This window comes from Pseudomonas bharatica, from assembly GCF_048586865.1.
Lineage (GTDB): Bacteria > Pseudomonadota > Gammaproteobacteria > Pseudomonadales > Pseudomonadaceae > Aquipseudomonas > Aquipseudomonas bharatica.
Genome location: NZ_JBMAWR010000016.1, coordinates 79370 through 94976 on the forward strand (window position 1 = coordinate 79370; position 15607 = coordinate 94976).

16 protein-coding genes are annotated in these 15607 nt (G+C 65.5%); 13 read left to right on the plus strand and 3 right to left on the minus strand.

The annotated features are described in order from the left end of the window. Nucleotide 1 precedes the first annotated feature (1 nt). From ACKLLE_RS18185 to ACKLLE_RS18220, 8 genes are all read left to right on the plus strand, one after another. On the plus strand, nt 2–2242 hold the full coding sequence (locus ACKLLE_RS18185) for a chemotaxis protein CheA (protein WP_420058685.1): 2241 nt from the start codon (nt 2–4) through the stop codon (nt 2240–2242). Nucleotides 2243–2287: 45 nt separating this feature from the next. Beyond that, nucleotides 2288–3412 (plus strand): protein-glutamate methylesterase/protein-glutamine glutaminase, encoded by a 1125-nt coding sequence (locus ACKLLE_RS18190; RefSeq protein WP_420058686.1) that lies wholly within the window; start codon nt 2288–2290, stop codon nt 3410–3412. Further along, the gene (locus ACKLLE_RS18195; protein WP_009399953.1) at nt 3412–4152 is read left to right on the plus strand and encodes a flagellar motor protein; all 741 of its coding nucleotides are present in this window, start codon (nt 3412–3414) and stop codon (nt 4150–4152) included. The genes ACKLLE_RS18190 and ACKLLE_RS18195 overlap by 1 nt, the downstream gene beginning before the upstream one ends. 2 nt (nt 4153–4154) lie before the next feature. Beyond that, entirely contained in the window at nt 4155–5045 is an 891-nt protein-coding gene (gene motD / locus ACKLLE_RS18200; protein WP_009399951.1) for a flagellar motor protein MotD, read from the plus strand. Between the two features lie 42 nt (nt 5046–5087). Then, a complete protein-coding gene (locus tag ACKLLE_RS18205; protein ID WP_064302538.1) occupies nt 5088–5879 on the plus strand; it encodes a ParA family protein in 792 nt (263 codons plus the stop codon). Next, on the plus strand, nt 5879–6787 hold the full coding sequence (locus tag ACKLLE_RS18210; RefSeq protein ID WP_420058687.1) for a CheW domain-containing protein: 909 nt from the start codon (nt 5879–5881) through the stop codon (nt 6785–6787). Before ACKLLE_RS18205 ends, ACKLLE_RS18210 begins: the two co-directional genes overlap by 1 nt. Before the next feature lie 65 nt (nt 6788–6852). Continuing rightward, the gene (locus ACKLLE_RS18215; protein ID WP_009399945.1) at nt 6853–7332 is read left to right on the plus strand and encodes a chemotaxis protein CheW; all 480 of its coding nucleotides are present in this window, start codon (nt 6853–6855) and stop codon (nt 7330–7332) included. Nucleotide 7333: 1 nt separating this feature from the next. Then, on the plus strand, nt 7334–7726 hold the full coding sequence (locus tag ACKLLE_RS18220; RefSeq protein ID WP_064302540.1) for a DUF2802 domain-containing protein: 393 nt from the start codon (nt 7334–7336) through the stop codon (nt 7724–7726). 105 nt (nt 7727–7831) lie between these two features. Here ACKLLE_RS18220 and ACKLLE_RS18225 read toward each other — a convergent pair whose 3' ends face one another. From ACKLLE_RS18225 to fliK, 3 genes are all read right to left on the minus strand, one after another. Then, complete coding sequence (locus ACKLLE_RS18225; RefSeq protein WP_420058688.1) at nt 7832–10531, minus strand: dermonecrotic toxin domain-containing protein; 2700 nt, start codon at nt 10529–10531, stop codon at nt 7832–7834. A 245-nt stretch (nt 10532–10776) separates the two neighbouring features. Further along, nucleotides 10777–11112 (minus strand): EscU/YscU/HrcU family type III secretion system export apparatus switch protein, encoded by a 336-nt coding sequence (locus tag ACKLLE_RS18230; RefSeq protein WP_064302542.1) that lies wholly within the window; start codon nt 11110–11112, stop codon nt 10777–10779. Next, on the minus strand, nt 11109–12677 hold the full coding sequence (gene fliK / locus ACKLLE_RS18235) for a flagellar hook-length control protein FliK (RefSeq protein WP_420058689.1): 1569 nt from the start codon (nt 12675–12677) through the stop codon (nt 11109–11111). Before fliK ends, ACKLLE_RS18230 begins: the two co-directional genes overlap by 4 nt. A 188-nt stretch (nt 12678–12865) precedes the next feature. Between fliK and ccmA the strand changes: the two genes are divergently transcribed. The 5 genes from ccmA to ccmE are packed head-to-tail and all read left to right on the plus strand — an operon-like array spanning nt 12866 to nt 15599. Continuing rightward, nucleotides 12866–13498 carry a cytochrome c biogenesis heme-transporting ATPase CcmA gene (gene ccmA, locus ACKLLE_RS18240; protein WP_064302544.1) on the plus strand — a complete coding sequence of 211 codons (633 nt, stop codon included), beginning with the start codon at nt 12866–12868 and terminating at the stop codon, nt 13496–13498. After that, nucleotides 13495–14163: a heme exporter protein CcmB gene (gene ccmB, locus ACKLLE_RS18245; RefSeq protein WP_009399927.1), complete on the plus strand. Its 669-nt coding sequence runs from the start codon at nt 13495–13497 to the stop codon at nt 14161–14163. The genes ccmA and ccmB overlap by 4 nt, the downstream gene beginning before the upstream one ends. Before the next feature lie 43 nt (nt 14164–14206). Continuing rightward, nucleotides 14207–14977, plus strand: coding sequence for a heme ABC transporter permease (locus tag ACKLLE_RS18250; protein WP_009399926.1), 771 nt, complete (start codon nt 14207–14209; stop codon nt 14975–14977). Then, nucleotides 14974–15150 (plus strand): heme exporter protein CcmD, encoded by a 177-nt coding sequence (gene ccmD, locus ACKLLE_RS18255; protein WP_009399925.1) that lies wholly within the window; start codon nt 14974–14976, stop codon nt 15148–15150. The genes ACKLLE_RS18250 and ccmD overlap by 4 nt, the downstream gene beginning before the upstream one ends. Then, nucleotides 15147–15599 carry a cytochrome c maturation protein CcmE gene (gene ccmE / locus ACKLLE_RS18260; RefSeq protein ID WP_009399924.1) on the plus strand — a complete coding sequence of 151 codons (453 nt, stop codon included), beginning with the start codon at nt 15147–15149 and terminating at the stop codon, nt 15597–15599. The genes ccmD and ccmE overlap by 4 nt, the downstream gene beginning before the upstream one ends. The last annotated feature ends 8 nt before the right edge of the window (nt 15600–15607 follow it).

Below are 15607 nucleotides of genomic sequence, written 5' to 3' on the forward strand. Positions count from 1 at the left end.
GATGAGCTTCGGCGCCGATGAAGAAATCCTCCAGGATTTCCTGGTAGAGGCCGGCGAAATTCTTGAGCAACTGTCCGAGCAACTGGTCGAGCTGGAAAGCCGCCCGGACGATGCGGACCTGCTCAATGCGATCTTTCGCGGTTTTCACACTGTAAAAGGGGGCGCCGGCTTCCTCCAGCTCAATGAGCTGGTGGAGTGCTGCCATATCGCCGAGAACGTCTTCGACATCCTGCGCAAGGGAGAGCGCCGGGTCGATGCCGAACTGATGGACGTGGTCCTGGAGGCCCTGGATACGGTCAACAGCATGTTCGGCCAGGTGCGCGAGCGTACCGACATCACCCCGGCCACCCCGGAACTGCTCGGCGCCCTGGCGCGCCTGGCCGAGCCGGTCGGTGCCGAGCCCGCCGCACCGGTGGTTGCCGCCGAGCCGGTGGTCGCTGCCGAACCGGAGCCGGTGGCGGCGTCGGGCGACATTACCGACAGCGAGTTCGAGCAGTTGCTCGACTCGCTGGGTGCCATGCCTGACGACGTACCGGCGACCGAGGCCGGCGGCGATGAAATCACCGACGCCGAATTCGAATCCCTGCTCGACCAGTTGCATGGCAAGGGCCAGTTCGCCGCCGACAACCTGCAGGGCGCCAGCGCGCCTGCGCCGGTTGCCGAAGCCGGGGCCGAACCGAGCGATGAAATCACCGATGCCGAGTTCGAAGCGCTGCTGGACCAATTGCATGGCAAGGGTTCCTTCGCCGTGGATTCGCTGCCCGGTGTGGCGGCTGCCGCGCCTGCCGCTACGGCCGTCGAAGCGGCGCCTGCTGCCGCAGGCAGTGACGAAATCACCGAACACGAATTCGAAGCGCTGCTCGATCAACTGCACGGCAAGGGCAAGTTCGCCGCCGATGCCGTGGGCGCTGCCGCCACCGCTGCACCGGCTGCCGCCGCTGCGCCGGCCGCTGCAGTCGCCAAGCCGGCCGCACGTCCTGCTCCAGCGGCCAAGCCGGCCGCGGCCGCGCCTGCCCGCCAGGCCGCCGCGCCAGCCGCTGCCGCTGGCGACAAGCATCCGCCGGCCAGCGAAGCGGAAACCACCGTGCGCGTCGATACCGCACGCCTGGACGAGATCATGAACATGGTGGGCGAACTGGTGCTGGTGCGTAACCGCCTGGTCCGCCTGGGCCTGAACAGCGGCGACGAGGCCATGTCCAAGGCCGTGTCCAACCTCGATGTGGTCACTGCCGACCTGCAGACCGCGGTCATGAAGACCCGCATGCAGCCGATCAAGAAGGTCTTCGGGCGCTTCCCGCGCCTGGTTCGCGACCTGGCCCGGCAACTGAAGAAAGAGATCAACCTGGAACTGGTGGGCGAGGAAACCGACCTCGACAAGAACCTGGTCGAGGCCCTGGCCGACCCGCTGGTCCACCTGGTGCGCAATGCCGTCGACCACGGCGTGGAAACCCCGGAAGAACGCGAAGCGGCAGGCAAGTCCCGCGGTGGCAAGGTGGTGCTGGCGGCGGAGCAGGAGGGCGATCACATCCTTCTGTCGATTTCCGACGACGGCAAGGGCATGGACCCGGCGGTGCTGCGTGCCAAGGCCGTGGAAAAAGGCCTGATGGACAAGGACGCCGCCGACCGCCTGAGCGAGTCGGACTGCTACAACCTGATCTTCGCCCCGGGCTTCTCGACCAAGACCGAGATTTCCGATGTGTCCGGCCGCGGCGTCGGCATGGACGTGGTGAAGACCAAGATTTCCCAGCTCAACGGCTCGATCAATATCTACTCGGCCAAGGGCCAGGGCTCGAAGATCGTCATCAAGGTGCCATTGACCCTGGCGATCATGCCGACCCTGATGGTGATGCTGGGCAACCAGGCCTTCGCCTTCCCGCTGGTCAACGTCAACGAGATCTTCCACCTCGACCTGTCGCGCACCAACGTGGTGGACGGGCAGGAAGTGGTGATCGTGCGCGACAAGGCGCTGCCGTTGTTCTACCTCAAGCGCTGGCTGGTCAGTTCTGCCGCCCATGAAGAGCAGCATGAAGGCCACGTGGTGATCCTTTCGGTCGGCACCCAGCGCATCGGCTTCGTCGTCGATCAGCTGGTGGGCCAGGAAGAGGTGGTCATCAAGCCGCTGGGCAAGATGCTCCAGGGCACCCCGGGCATGTCGGGCGCCACCATTACCGGTGACGGGCGCATCGCGCTGATCCTCGACGTACCGAGCATGCTCAAGCGTTACGCCGCGCGGCGAATCTGATCCCGACGGCGCGGCCTCGCGGTTGCGCCGTCTAATGGAGTGTTTATGTCAGTCAAGGTCCTGGTGGTGGATGATTCCGGTTTCTTCCGCCGCCGTGTCTCGGAAATTCTCTCGGCGGACCCGACCATCCAGGTGGTCGGTACCGCCACCAACGGCAAGGAAGCGATCGACCAGGCCCTGGCGCTCAAGCCCGATGTCATCACCATGGACTACGAGATGCCGACCATGGACGGCATCACCGCGGTCCGCCACATCATGCAGCGCTGCCCGACGCCGGTGCTGATGTTCTCCTCGCTCACCCACGAAGGCGCCCGGGTCACCCTGGACGCCCTGGATGCCGGCGCGGTGGACTACCTGCCGAAGAACTTCGAGGACATCTCGCGCAACCCGGACAAGGTCAAGCAACTGCTGTGCGAGAAGGTCCATACCATCTCCCGCAGCAACCGGCGCTTCAGCAGCTACTCCAGCCCGTTGCCCGCGGTGAGCAGTAGCTCGTCGAGCCCGGTTGCGTCACTCGGCACGGCCCGCGCGCCATCCTCGCTGCCCGGGCGCACCACCGCTGCGGCACCTGCGCCAGCTGCAAACCACTCGCCTGCGCCCAAGCGCAAGGCCTACAAACTGCTCGCCATCGGTACGTCCACCGGTGGTCCGGTCGCCCTGCAGCGGGTCCTGACCCAGTTGCCGGCCGGCTTCCCGGCGCCCATCGTGCTGATCCAGCACATGCCGGCGGCGTTCACCAAGGCGTTCGCCGAGCGCCTCGACAAGCTGTGCAAGATCAGCGTCAAGGAAGCCGAGGACGGCGACATGCTGCGCCCCGGCCTGGCCCTGCTGGCCCCGGGCGGCAAGCAGATGATGGTCGACGCCCGCGGCATGGTGAAGATCCTGCCGGGTGACGAGCGTCTGAACTACAAGCCCTGCGTGGACATCACTTTCGGTTCGGCGGCCAAGTCCTTCGGCGACAAGGTGCTGGCCGTGGTGCTCACCGGCATGGGGGCCGATGGTCGTGAGGGCGCGCGCCTGCTCAAGCAGGGCGGCAGCCAGGTCTGGGCGCAGGATGAAGCGAGCTGCGTGATCTATGGCATGCCCATGGCGATCGTCAAGGCCAACCTGGCCGACGCGGTCTACGGCCTCGATGACATTGGCCGCCACCTGGTCGAGGCGTGCGTCTGATGGATGTCCTCAGCCTTCTCGGCATCATCCTCGCGTTCGTCGCGATCATCGGCGGCAACCTGATCGAAGGTGGTCACGTCGGTGCGCTGATCAACGGCCCGGCGGCCCTGATCGTGCTCGGTGGCACCCTGGCGGCGGCCCTGCTGCAGTCGCCGCTGAGTTCGTTCAAGCGCGCCCTGCAGATCTTCGGCTGGATCCTGTTCCCGCCGCGGGTCGATCTGGCCGGCGGCATCGACCGGGTGGTCAACTGGAGCCTGACCGCACGCAAGGAAGGCCTGCTGGGCCTGGAGGGCGTGGCCGATGCCGAACCCGATCCGTACGCGCGCAAGGGCCTGCAACTGCTGGTCGACGGCTCCGAGCCGGAGGCCATCCGCAGCATCCTCGAGGTCGATTTCCTGACCCAGGAGGCCCGGGATATCCAGGCCGCCAAGGTCTTTGAAAGCATGGGCGGCTATGCGCCGACCATCGGCATCATCGGTGCGGTGATGGGCCTGATCCACGTGATGGGCAACCTGGCCGATCCGTCGCAACTGGGTAACGGCATTGCCGTGGCGTTCGTCGCCACCATCTACGGCGTGGCCAGTGCCAACCTGATCCTGCTGCCGGTGGCCAACAAGCTCAAGGCACAGGTGATGCGCCAGTCGCGCTACCGGGAAATGCTCCTGGAAGGGCTGCTGTCCATCGCCGAAGGCGAGAACCCGCGCTCGATCGAACTGAAGCTGCAAGGCTTCATGGAGTAGGCATGGCCCGTCGTCGCAAGGTCGAGGAACACGAGAATCACGAACGCTGGCTGGTGTCCTACGCGGACTTCATCACCCTGCTGTTCGCCTTTTTCGTAGTGATGTACTCGATTTCCTCGATCAACGAGGGCAAGTACAAGATCATGTCCCAGGCCCTGATCGGCGTGTTCAGCGAGTCCGAGCGCAGCACCCGGCCGATCCCCATCGGCGAGGAGCGCCCGCTCAGCACCCGCCCGGCGCAGCCGCTGGTGCAGGACAGCGAGCAGACCGACGCCGGCCTGGCCCAGTCCAGCGCCGATCCGCTAAAGACCATTACCGACCAGGTGATGGAAGCCTTCGGCGATCTGATCAAGAGCGACCAGATGACGGTGCGCGGCAACGAGCTGTGGATCGAGATCGAGCTCAATTCCTCGCTGCTGTTCGGCAGCGGCGACGCGATGCCCAGCGATATCGCGTTCAACCTGATCGAGAAGGTGGCGAACATCATCAAGCCCTTCGCCAATCCGGTGCATGTCGAGGGCTTCACCGACGACCAGCCGATCCGCACGGCGCAGTACCCGACCAACTGGGAGCTGTCTTCGGCGCGGGCGGCGAGCATTGTCCGCCTGCTGGCCATGGAAGGGGTGAACCCGGCGCGCCTGGCGTCGGTGGGCTACGGCGAGTTCCAGCCGATCGCCAGCAACACCACCGCCGATGGCCGGGCGAAGAACCGCCGGGTCGTCCTGGTGATTTCGCGCAACCTGGACGTGCGCCGCAGCCTGACCGGAACCGGCACTGCCAACGCGCAGCCGGATGCGGCACTGAGGCGTGCTGGCACACAAACTGCACCGCCAGCGGTATCACCGACGTCGGGTAACAACAGCGTCAAAACCCCGTCGTCGTCGACCTTTTAATCGATCCCGGCTGGCCACGGTCTGACCGGGAGGAAGCAGCGCATGAGAGTCTGGGCAGTAGCCAATCAAAAAGGTGGGGTCGGCAAGACCACCACCTCCATCGCCCTGGCGGGCCTGCTGGCCGACGCCGGCCGGCGTGTGGTCGTCGTCGATCTCGACCCCCATGGGTCGATGACCAGCTATTTCGGCCATAACCCCGACACCCTGGAACACAGCAGCTTCGACCTGTTCCAGCACAAGGGTACGGTGCCCGACGGCCTGCCGGGCCAGCTGCTGCTGCCCACCAGCAATGAAAAGATCTCCCTGCTGCCCTCCAGCACCGCGCTGGCCGTGCTCGAGCGCCAGTCCCCCGGGCAGAACGGCCTGGGCCTGGTGATCGCCAAGAGTCTGGCGCAGCTCTGGCAGGACTTCGACTACGCCATCATCGACAGCCCTCCGCTGCTCGGCGTGCTGATGGTCAACGCCCTGGCCGCCAGCCAGCAGCTGGTGATTCCGGTGCAGACCGAATACCTGGCGGTCAAGGGCCTGGAGCGCATGGTCAGCACCCTGGCCATGGTCAACCGCTCGCGCCGCCAGGCGCTGCCTTACCACATCGTGCCGACCCTGTTCGATCGCCGCACCCAGGCGTCCATGGGTACCCTCAAGGTGCTGCGCGACGCTTACCCGGAAACTATCTGGCAGGGCTACATCCCGGTCGATACCCGCCTGCGCGATGCCAGCCGGGCCGGAGTCACCCCGTCGCAATACGATGCCAAGAGCCGTGGCGTGGTGGCCTACCGGGCGTTGCTCAAGCACCTGCTGACCCAGCAGAAAGCCGTGGCGCAGGTGGCTTGATGAACCGTCCGCAACCCCTGGCGACCAAGCCGCAACTGGCCCTGCAGTCCTATCTCGACGGACTGTTGCAGGAGGCTACCGAAGAAGTTGTCGTGGAGACGGTGATCGCACCGGCCCCTGTGGCACCGGTGGCCCCAGTGGCTCCAGTAATAGCAGCCCCGGTCGTGCCTGCGCCGGTCGAGGCGCCTGCCAGCAGTGAAGTCCTGGATGAGTTCCAGGCCGCGGTACTGGAAGAGCAGGCCCGTGATGCCCGCCGCGAAGCCGTCGCGGTTGCTGCGGTTCCCGACGTTCCTGCCGTTCCTGTGGCGCCCGTGATCCTGGCCGAGCCGCTGGTGCAGAAGGTCCAGGCCCGGGTCGAGACGGCGCAGCCGGTCGAGCCGCTGGTAGACGTGCACCTGCCAGCACCGCCACCGCCGCCGAAAACCATCGATGGCCGTCCGCAGTGGGCCGCCGAGCCATTCGAATGCCTGCTGTTCGACGTCGCCGGGCTGACCCTGGCGGTGCCGCTGGTCTGCCTGGGTTCGATCTACCCCCTGGCCGGCCAGGAACTGACGCCGCTGTTCGGCCAGCCGGAATGGTTCCTCGGGATCCTGCCGAGCCAGGCCGGCAACCTGAAGGTGCTGGATACGGCGCGCTGGGTCATGCCCGAGCGCTACCGCGACGATCTGCGCGACGGCCTGCAATACGTGATTTCGGTCCAGGGCTACGAATGGGGGCTGGCGGTGCACCAGGTCAGCCGCTCGTTGCGCCTGGACCCGAGCGAGATCAAGTGGCGCTCCCAGCGTGGCCTGCGGCCATGGCTGGCGGGCACCGTCATCGAACATATGTGTGCGTTGCTGGATGTCGCCGAGCTGGCCGAGCTGATCGCCAGCGGCGCGGTCCGCAACATGCAGTTGGGAAACAAATGATCGGTCGCGCATCGGCGCGGTCGCACTGAGCACTCCGCCAACGGCGGTTCTTGAGGGTTAGGGGAATGAAAAAGACGTCTGGACAAGGTTCCGAAGATCCGATCCTGCAGTGGGTTACCTTCCGCCTGGACAACGAGTCCTACGGCATCAATGTGATGCAGGTCCAGGAAGTGCTGCGCTACACCGAGATCGCTCCGGTCCCGGGCGCGCCGAGCTACGTGCTGGGCATCATCAACCTGCGCGGCAACGTGGTCACGGTGATCGACACCCGCCAGCGTTTCGGCCTGGTGCCGAGCGATATCACCGACAACACCCGCATCGTCATCATCGAGGCGGACAAGCAGGTGGTGGGCATCCTGGTCGATAGCGTGGCCGAAGTGGTCTACCTGCGCCAGTCCGAGGTCGAGACCGCGCCGAACGTCGGCAACGAGGAATCGGCCAAGTTCATCCAGGGCGTGTGCAACAAGAACGGCGAGCTGCTGATCCTGGTCGAACTGGACAAGATGATGACCGAGGAAGAATGGTCCGAGCTGGAGAACATCTGAGTTGATCCTGGAGGTAGCGGTCGTATTCCTGGCGGTGCTCTGGGCAGCCAGTGCCTGGCTGTTCGTCAACTACAGCAAGCGCCAGCGCGAGATCGTCGCGCAACAGGCCCAGGGTGATGCGCTGCGCGACCAGCGCATCAAGGACCTGAACAAGCGCCTGGACGATTACCAGAACCTGTCGGTGTCGATGGGCGATGCCCTGCACGAGCTGCGCGCGACGGTATCGCCGCTGCCGGAGAAACTGCTGCAACTCGAACAGCGCGACCCCAACAGCCTGTCGTTCGCCCAGGCGGCCCGGCTGGTGGGGATGGGCGCCAGCGTCGATGAACTGACCCAGACCTGCGGCCTGACCCAGGCGGAGGCGGAGTTGATGAGGAAGTTGCACAAGAACTGAGTCTTGTAGCGGCCTCCAGGGCCTGCTCCCACAGGTCAGCGGTGCACGCGATCCCTGTGGGAGCTGGCTTGCCAGCGATTAGGCCCGAAAGCATCACACAAAGCCTCAGGTGCTCACCCAGGTATTGGCACTGCCGATCCGCGCAATGCGGTTCAGCGGAAGGTACTCGCGCACTGCCGCTTCATACGCCGGTAGATCGATGAACGGCGCGGTATTGAAATTGGGCATTACCATGAAGTTGTTGATCTCCCGCAGCGTGTGCAGGGCCGGCAGGTGGCGTGTGGCTACGTCGGTCAGCATGCCGGGCCCGCACAGGCGGTTCAGGGTTGCGCTGTAGGCCTGGAAGGCCTTCGGGTCCAGGGCGCGGCCTGGTCGACTGTTGAAGAAATCCGGATTGGCCAGGTAGCGCTGGCGCAGCTCCTTGCTGATCTCCAGCAATACCGGATTGCCCGGGTGACTGCCGATCATGCTGCCGTTGAATTCCACGTTCATCCCCAACAGCTCGTTGGAAACCGGCGGATGCAGGAGCAGCCCGTCGGCGCTGGTCTTCAGCGGCAGCTCGCGCAACGCCGGGTTGTGCGCAGTCGCCTTGAGCAAGGTGTCATCCACATCCATGTACAGGCCGCCCTCGTGATAGAGCAGGTGGTAGCGCAGTACATCCGAGGCCGCCGAGTAGTTTCGCGCGCGCCCTCCATTGCCATCGACTGCCGCCTGGTATTGGGCGTAGCCCTCGGTGCGGGTGAAGGACTCATAGACGGGCTGGTCTTCCAGCGGTAGCACGGTCAGCGTCGGCGCGCGTTGCTTGAGCAGGCGCAGGTTCTGCTCGAATGCCTCCGGCCAGGTGCGCGACAGGTAGAAGCGGTAGGTGTAGCCCGCCTCGTCCAGGCGCTCGGCATTGTTGGCGATATTGGCCAGCAGTTCTTCGCTGAGGGTCTTGTGGCCGAGCCAGACGCTCATGGCATGTTTCGGGATTTCGCGCAGGCTGGCTTGCGGGAGCGACGCGGGGATGGTGACCGGTAGCGGCAGGTCGACGCCCAATGCGCGCAGGCTGGAGGTGCGCGTCGCATGGTCGACCAGCCGTCCCTCCGGTGCGCGAATCAGCGCGCGGCTGCCTTGGCGGGCGACATAGGCCTGCGGCTCGATTTCATTGAGGTCTCTGGCGCAGAAGAACGCATCGCTTTCCAGGTCGTAGACCACATCGGTGAGGTAGCCGCCGACGCTGGCCCGCAGCAGATCCGGACTGCCGTCATAGCGCGGCGTGCGGATCACCGCACCGGCAGTGGCGATATGGCCGTCGTCGAGCGGGGCGATGTCTTTCGGGATATGGAAATAGCCCAGGGCCGGGTCCTCCGGCAGCCGCGGCGGCTCCAGCGGGCTCAGGCGATAGCCCAGGCGCCCGTTGAAGTGCACCGGGACGACGAATTCCGCTGCATAGCGACGCAGCAGCGCGGTGGCCCGGCGTACGCCGTCGAAGATCAGCGGCTGTGCATTAAGCAGCCCGAAGCTGGCGACCTCGACATTGTCGGCCTGCTCTTGCAGCGAGTGGCCATTGACCACCCCATCCAGCGCCAGGGAGAACTGTGCCAGGCTGCTGCCAGCGAGCAGCAGGCCCAGTTCCGGCACCACGATCACCAGCGGCGCCAGCAGGTTGGTGGTGTTCATCATGTAATCGCGCCAGTTGGCCTTGCGCACATCGCTGCGCGTTGTGATCAGGCTGTCGGCATCGGCCAGGGTGCGCAGGCGCTGGCGTTCGGTCAAGGCGCCGAACAGGTCGTCGTCCAGCACCGGGCTGTAGGTGTCCGGACGGTAATTGACGTAATCGGCCGGAGACCAGCGGCCATCGGTGGTGAATCCCGGACGGTCGGGTGACAGGCGGTGGATGGCGGGCCACGCGCCGAGTCCTTCAAGGGCGGTGCGCAGGCCGCTGAAGTCCAGGCCGTCGGGCTGGTCGGCAAGGGCAAAATGGCGGGCGAGGGCATCGCGGACCTCTGGCGTTTTGCATTGCTGGGCGATCCACGCCTTCATCGCCGCCTCGCTGGTGAAGCTGTGCAGCGGCGAGGCATTGCCCGGGATATACAGCAGGACGTGGGGCGACTGCTGGTCTTGCAGGTAGATCAGGTCGGTAGCGGCGTAACCGTAAATGTTCAGGGGCCGGGCACGGAACCCGGTGCTGCGCGGCAACTGGTTCGCGGCCTGCCAGGCCAGCAGGCGTCCCGGTTCGTCGAGCGAGCCTTCGGCGACCTGGTGGTTGCAGGCCGCGATGAATGCCATCTGGGCCAGGGTGCGGTGGCCGCTGCGGGCCTGCGCCCAGTAGTGGTCCAGTTGGGCGCGGTAGGTGGCATGGAAATCGAGATTCCAGATGAAGTCCTGGAGGGCTTCGATCGAAATGTCGATGCGGGTCTCGGGGCTGTATTGTTGCGCGGGGCTGCGCCGGAACAGGCCGTTGTACACGGAATAGGGGCCGGGATGCAGGGCCTCGACCAGGTTGATGCGCCCCAGCAGATGGCCTGCCCAGGGCTGATGGATCAGCGCGCCCAGCCAGTCGTTGTCCGACTCGCCTTGCCAGTTGCTGAGCATGGCTTCGGTGAGTCCGATCTTCTGCGTGACCACGCCCTGCCAGCCGTGCCCGGGCCACCATTGGTAGCGCAGGCTGACGACGTCGAGCTGCTGTGGATCGATATCCAGGCCGCGGTTGGCGGCCCACTGCCGCAGGGCCTGGTTGGCGGCCTGGTCGGGGCGGGGGAAGTGGTTGAAGTGTTCGCGGGCGAAAAGCTGGCCCTGGGCGTTGATCTGTGGGGGGCGCATGGTTGCCTGCCTTGTGTTGGCGGTGGAGCCGGTCAAGGTAGGCGCTTGGGGTTGGGGGACAGTGTTAGTTATTTATCGCTCTGCCGGGTCTTATCGTCGGATCGCGCAGGGACGGTTGGTGCTGGGTATTGTGTTTTGATCCGTTTGCCAGGGTGACTCAGGGTCGCCCCCGCGAATGGATCAACACACGATATACAGCACCAACAAACCCTAAAGACTAAGGACACCAGTCCGCCGGCCAGCGATCACTCCGCCCCCGGCAACCCTTTCAGCTCCGGCGTGATATCCCGCTCGCCGATCGGCTCATCATGGAACCCGACCGGCATTTTCCCCTTTAGTTGCCAGGCAAAGGCAATGATCTCGGCAATGGTCAGGTACAGCGCCTCGGGAATGCTGTCGCCCAGTTCCATCCGTGCCAGCAGCCGCACCAGCTCGGCATTCTCGTAGATCGGCACTTCATGCTCGCGGGCGAGGGCGAGGATGGCTTCGGCCAGTTCGTCGTCGCCCTTGGCGGTGAGGGTCGGGGCCTGGGCGCCGTCGTAGCTGAGGGCGATGGCCTGGCGCGGTGGTCGTTTGCTCATGCGTTTTCATCCACCCAGCGTTGTTCAACATGGGTTCTCGGGCCCTGCGGCGGTACGCCCTGGTGGCAATGCAGTTCGCCAACGTTTACCCCGCGGGCGACCAGGCGGGCGCGCAGGTCGTCGAGCTCGCGACCGATCAGCTCGGCCGTTTCCGGACGCTGCGCCCAGAGCTGGCTGGACAGGCTGCCGCGGACGATCTGCGCCTGAACCTGCAACGGCCCCAGCGGATGCAGGTCGAAGGCCAGGTCCACGCGCCAGAGCATTTCCAGCGGGTCGCGCCGCTCGCGTTCCGGGTCGGCCTGCTGTTCCGGGGTTTCCTCGCGCTGCACCTTGACCTGCACCGGCATGAACTCCGGCCCGGTGCGCAGGGGGATTTCCAGTTGCCAGGTGGTTTGCAGGTTGCCGTCCGGAGTGTTGCCGGTCTGCTCGAGACTGGCCAGTTGATGGCTCTGCAACCGTGATATGGCCGCCGCCGCCAGGCGCAGCAAGTGCTGCAGATCACCTTCCTGCTCCAGGTTCTGCAACAGGCGGGTCGGCAGGGGGAATCCGGTTGGGTGCGGCCTGGGCGCAACCTGGCCCAGGGCCCCGAGGTAGCTGCGGACCATCCCCGGCAGGGCCTGGGCCAGGCTCGCCTGCAGCGTCGGGGAAAGCGGGGTGCCACCGGGCACATTGGGCAGCAACTGGGCGATCAGGCGCACCACCTGGGCCTTGATGTCTGGCGCCAGCTCGCTGGTTGCACCATTGAACAGGCGCGCTTCGAGGAAGGTGCCACTGTTGCCCAGGGCCTGGGCAACCTGGCGCGCGTCACCGAACTGGCGGATATCCGGCAGGCTCGCCAGCAGCTTGTCGATGCTGGCGCGTATTTCCGCTGGCTGGCCGTCGTCGCTGGCGATGCGCTGCATCGCTCCGAGCAGGTTTTGCAGGGAGGCCTGGCGGTTCTGCTGGACGCTGAGATTCTGGGCGATGGCCATCTGGTCCTGACGGCCGCTGAGTGGCACGAAGCGGATCTGCTGGTCGGCCAGTACCCTGGCACTGAGCAGGCTGCCCAGCGGCAGCGGGCGTGGCGATTCGATGCTCAGGGTCGCGCCGGCCTGCAGGGTGTTGAGCAAGGTCACCAGCGACCGGTACACCGGCGGCAGGTTGCCGGCCTGCGCCTGCAACTGGGTAGTCAGTACCTTGCCCTGCAGCAGGGTGCCCACCGGCAATTGCCGGGTATCGAGGCTGGTCAGGGTGGTGACGTTGTTGGCGGCCGCCTGCTGCACGGCGAGATTCAGCTGGGCGGCAGTGGGCTGTGTGACCGTGACCTGGGTGCCCAGGGGCAGGGGCTGGCTGGCGCTGGTCTGCACCAGGGTCTGCTGGCCGCCGGCGCGCAGCAGGCGCAGGAGCATCTGGAACTCCTCGCCGACCTGGCGCAGGGAGACCACTTCGCCCTTGGCCGTCTCGCCTTTTTCCAGCAGGTCCGGCTGCGCATCCAGCAGCTTGACCATCTCGCCGCTCAGGGCGGCGGCGCGGACCTGCGGATTGCCCGCTGCCTGCGGGCCGAGGCTGTTGATTTCGCCCGTCATTGCTCTCGCGACCTGTTCAAATAGCCCTCTTTACAGTAGGACATGACATGTATAATGCCGCCCGATTTCTCCCGCGAGCGCAGGATCCGGGCGCTCGCGACCAGACCGGTCGGCCAGGTTTTCGTTGTCTCTATAACGGCCAGGGTCGAACCGACTTGAGACAGTCCCCGAACCAATAAGGCGAATCCGTGACTCCTCATCTCCAAGCCGTGGGCCTGGCCTGCGAGCGCGACTGGCGAATGCTCTTCGAACACCTGGAACTGCAGGTGACAGCCGGCGACATGCTGCAGATCAGCGGTCCCAACGGCAGCGGCAAGACCAGCCTGCTGCGCCTGCTGGCCGGGCTGATGCAGCCGACCCAGGGCCAGATCCTGCTCAACGGCCAGCCGCTGGCGGAGCAGGGCGCCGAACTGGCCCGCAGCCTGGTGTGGATCGGCCATGCCGCCGGGATCAAGGACCTGCTCACCCCCGAGGAAAACCTCACCTGGCTTTGCGCCCTGCACCGTCCGGCCTCCCGCGAGGCGATCTGGCGCGCGCTGGAAGCCGTCGGCCTGCGCGGTTTCGAGGACGTGCCCTGCCATACCCTGTCGGCCGGCCAGCAGCGCCGCGTGGCCCTGGCCCGGCTGTACCTGGACAGCCCGCCGCTGTGGATCCTCGACGAACCCTTCACCGCCCTCGACAAGCAGGGGGTTGCCCAGCTCGAAGCGCACCTGGCCCGGCACTGCGAGCAGGGCGGCATGGTCGTGCTGACCACCCACCACACGCTGGAGCGCACGCCCTCCGGTTATCGCGATATCAACCTGGGGCAGTGGGCCGCATGAGTGTATTTGTCCTGTTGTTGCGCCGTGAGGCGCGCCTGCTCTGCCGACGTCCGGCAGAACTGGCCAATCCGCTGGTGTTCTTCGCGATCGTCATCGCATTGTTCCCACTTGCGGTCGGTCCTGAGACACAATTGTTGCAAATCTTGTCTCCAGGGTTAGTCTGGGTGGCCGCGCTTTTGTCGGTCCTGCTCTCGCTGGACGGGCTGTTTCGCAGCGATTTCGAGGACGGCTCCCTGGAACAGTGGGTCCTTTCGCCGCACCCGCTGCCGCTTCTGGTGCTGGCGAAGGTGCTGGCACACTGGATTTTTTCCGGGCTGGCGCTGGTATTGTTGTCGCCGCTGCTGGCGGTGATGCTTGGGTTGCCAGTGGAATGCCTGCCGGTCCTGCTGGCATCGCTCTTGCTCGGTACCCCGGTGCTGAGCCTGCTGGGCGCCGTCGGAGCGGCGCTCACCGTTGGTTTGAAACGTGGTGGTCTGCTTCTGGCGCTGCTGATTCTGCCGTTATATATCCCGGTATTGATCCTGGGCAGTGGCGCCTTACAAGCAGCAGTGCAAGCTATGCCCGCAACCGGATACCTGCTCTGGCTCGGCAGTCTGGCCGCCCTGGCAGTTACCCTTGCACCTTTCGCGATAGCCGCCGGCCTGAAGATCAGCGTCGGCGAATAACGAGGTCTGGGCCACGCCCAGCAAAGACCCTGGATGTACCGTGATGAAAAGCAGCGCAATAAGCTGGACATGGTTTCACAAGCTCGGTTCCCCCAAATGGTTCTATGCCATCAGCGGGCGCATGCTGCCCTGGCTGGCGGTCGCCGCGGTGTTGCTGATCGGCACCGGCGTGGTCTGGGGCCTGGCCTTCGCCCCGCAGGACTACCAGCAGGGCAACAGCTTCCGGATCATCTACATCCATGTGCCGGCGGCCATGCTGGCCCAGTCCTGCTACGTGATGCTGGCGGTGTGCGGCGTGGTCGGCCTGGTGTGGAAGATGAAGATCGCCGATGTCGCCCTGCAGAGCGCCGCGCCCATCGGCGCCTGGATGACCGCGCTGGCGCTGCTCACCGGGGCCATCTGGGGCAAGCCGACCTGGGGCAGTTGGTGGGTCTGGGATGCCCGCCTTACGTCCATGCTCATCCTGCTTTTCCTGTACTTCGGTCTCATTGCCCTCGGCCACGCGATCAGCAATCGTGACAGCGCGGCAAAGGCGTGCGCGGTGCTGGCCATCGTCGGCGTGATCAACATCCCGATCATCAAGTACTCGGTGGAATGGTGGAACACCCTGCACCAGGGCTCGACCTTCACCCTCACCGAGAAACCGGCGATGCCGGCGGAGATGTGGTTGCCGCTGCTGCTTACGGTGCTGGGTTTCTATTGCTTCTTCGGTGCCGTGGTGCTGCTGCGCATGCGCCTCGAAGTGCTCAAGCGCGAAGCCCGCGCCAGCTGGGTCCGGGAAGAAGTGCTGAACAGCCTGGGAGGCGCACGATGAGCTTCGCATCCTTCGGCGAATTTCTCGCCATGGGCCATCACGGCCTGTACGTCTGGTCGGCCTATGGCATCTGCCTGGCGGTGCTGGCCATCAACGTCGCCGCGCCCTTGCTGGCGCGCCGTCGTTACCTGCAAGCAGAGGCGCGCCGCCTGCGCCGGGAGAACGCCAAGTGAATCCGCAACGCAAGAAGCGCCTGTTCATCATCCTCGGCCTGCTCGCCGGCCTGGGTGTCGCCGTGGGCCTGGCCCTCAGTGCATTGCAGGAAAACATCAACCTGTTCTACACCCCGACCCAGATCGCCAACGGCGAGGCACCGCTGGACACGCGCATCCGCGCCGGCGGCATGGTCGAAAAGGGCTCGGTGCAGCGCTCCAGCGACTCGCTGGACGTGCGCTTCGTGGTCACCGACTTCAACAAGTCGGTGCCGATCACCTACCGCGGCATCCTTCCCGACCTGTTCCGCGAAGGCCAGGGCATCGTTGCCCTGGGCAAGCTCAATGGCGAGGGCGTGGTGGTGGCCGATGAGGTGCTGGCCAAGCACGACGAGAAGTACATGCCGCCGGAGGTCACCAAGGCCCTGAAGGAAAGCGGCCAGGCCGCCAACGGAGCGCCCGCCCAATGAATGCCGCG

Coding starts and splice junctions, on each gene's coding strand:
- ccmD (WP_009399925.1), top strand. CDS start 14,974: ATGAGCTTCGCATCCTTCGGCGAATTTCTCGCCATGGGCCATCACGGC.
- fliK (WP_420058689.1), bottom strand. CDS start 12,677: ATGACGGGCGAAATCAACAGCCTCGGCCCGCAGGCAGCGGGCAATCCG.
- ACKLLE_RS18185 (WP_420058685.1), top strand. CDS start 2: ATGAGCTTCGGCGCCGATGAAGAAATCCTCCAGGATTTCCTGGTAGAG.
- ACKLLE_RS18205 (WP_064302538.1), top strand. CDS start 5,088: ATGAGAGTCTGGGCAGTAGCCAATCAAAAAGGTGGGGTCGGCAAGACC.
- ACKLLE_RS18225 (WP_420058688.1), bottom strand. CDS start 10,531: ATGCGCCCCCCACAGATCAACGCCCAGGGCCAGCTTTTCGCCCGCGAA.
- ACKLLE_RS18230 (WP_064302542.1), bottom strand. CDS start 11,112: ATGAGCAAACGACCACCGCGCCAGGCCATCGCCCTCAGCTACGACGGC.
- ACKLLE_RS18210 (WP_420058687.1), top strand. CDS start 5,879: ATGAACCGTCCGCAACCCCTGGCGACCAAGCCGCAACTGGCCCTGCAG.
- ACKLLE_RS18195 (WP_009399953.1), top strand. CDS start 3,412: ATGGATGTCCTCAGCCTTCTCGGCATCATCCTCGCGTTCGTCGCGATC.
- ACKLLE_RS18190 (WP_420058686.1), top strand. CDS start 2,288: ATGTCAGTCAAGGTCCTGGTGGTGGATGATTCCGGTTTCTTCCGCCGC.
- motD (WP_009399951.1), top strand. CDS start 4,155: ATGGCCCGTCGTCGCAAGGTCGAGGAACACGAGAATCACGAACGCTGG.
- ACKLLE_RS18250 (WP_009399926.1), top strand. CDS start 14,207: ATGAAAAGCAGCGCAATAAGCTGGACATGGTTTCACAAGCTCGGTTCC.
- ACKLLE_RS18215 (WP_009399945.1), top strand. CDS start 6,853: ATGAAAAAGACGTCTGGACAAGGTTCCGAAGATCCGATCCTGCAGTGG.
- ccmB (WP_009399927.1), top strand. CDS start 13,495: ATGAGTGTATTTGTCCTGTTGTTGCGCCGTGAGGCGCGCCTGCTCTGC.